We start from the raw sequence: 1,440 nt of genomic DNA on the forward strand, positions 1-1,440 counted from the left end.
GTTGTCCACGATGCCGGGCTGGTCGGTCCACACTACGTCGGCCTGCTCGGCAAAATTTGTGGGGCTCTGACAGTTGATGTAAGGCGTAGAGATGACGTCATTGTCATGATCCGTGAATCTTTTCAGAACAAATTTACCTCCTGTGTTCATGGTCTGATAGCTGTGGAGGTTCTCTTTCCCGTTCTTGACGCCGTTACCATATACGAGCGGGATCTTGTACCAGCCCGGAGCGGAGATGAGGTAGCAGTTGGCTGTGTTACGTAATGTTTTCTTGCCCTCGAGGTTGTGCATAGAGAGGTCGTAGGGATCGTTTTCAGTGCCTCTTTCTTCTGCTTCTTGCAGCTCCTTATTATATACGGCAAGCTTGTTGATGGCGGGGACTCGCTGGAGGGTGGCTTGGTGAATTTCGAAAATATTGCTTCCTTTGCCGCCCTCCATGGTCAAAGAGGTGAGCCAATCGGGCTTTTCCGTGGTTATAGGACCTTCTATCCCGTCGATGATCTCCTGATAGTTTACCACTTTCCATGGCACGGGATACTGTACGTAGCCCCCATGGGTCCTACGGTAGCTTTCCACGAGATAGCCGATATCTGTGGTGGTATTCACCGAGGCAGGGGGCACTGTGAGCACATACCCCCAGTTAGAGTTTTTCTCCGACAGGGCATAGGTCTTCGTGGTGCCGGCCTTCCATTCGCCAGAGAGGTTCGCGCTGATGGTGGATTTGTCAGAGAAAGTGATTTTTACACTCACGCCATCAAGCTGCTGCGGAATCATGTAGAAGGTATAGTTGTCGTTATCGCCCACGATGATGTGGTTAACAGCCGCGGAGGTACTCACGTTCACGTCGTCGAGGGTGAAGGTTTTCCCTTTATCCTGCGGGTTGACGCTCCATGTACCTGTGCCGTTGACCTGCGTGGAAAGGGTGTAGCAGCCCTTGCTTTTAGCTCCTATGATTTCCACCTTGGTGATGGTCTTGTTCCACGAGAGGTTCTGCCCTACCTTGAAGCGCACGGCGGTGAGGGCGTGTCGGAACTTTAGGGGGATGATGGGGGCGGCAAAACGTTTTTCATAATGCACCTCATCCGTGCAAGCCGTCATGAGGTCTCCCTGTTGAAACACATTAGGTTTCACCTCGAAGTTAATGTATGGTTTGGTGTTTTTATCAAACAAGAGTGTGGGCTTGATTTTGGGATCTTCAGGCGATGATACCACGGCTACGGCGAAGAACTTGCCGTAAGGCTTGTCCCACGACCAATGTATGGGGTTTACGAGGGTGCCGTCGTGGTTGGTGTCCGCGTTATGGAACCACAGCGTGGTGGCGTTGCCGGGAGATGTGCCGCAGAAGCCGGTGGTGTAGAAAAACGGCAAATAATCTGTAGCAATTTGGGCGCGGGTTTGGGGTGCGTTGGCCACCTGCACAGGGGAAGGATACACACCTGC

General features: G+C 52.4%; 1 protein-coding gene. It reads right to left on the minus strand.

The window, feature by feature from the left end; genetic code table 11:
• Window positions 1-1,440 (minus strand): fimbrillin family protein (locus tag HMPREF3034_RS08620; protein WP_197421752.1); only part of this gene is annotated, 1,440 nt, incomplete at both ends.

Origin of the sequence: Prevotella sp. DNF00663 (assembly GCF_001553265.1) — a bacterium.
In the GTDB taxonomy this organism is placed as follows: domain Bacteria; phylum Bacteroidota; class Bacteroidia; order Bacteroidales; family Bacteroidaceae; genus Prevotella.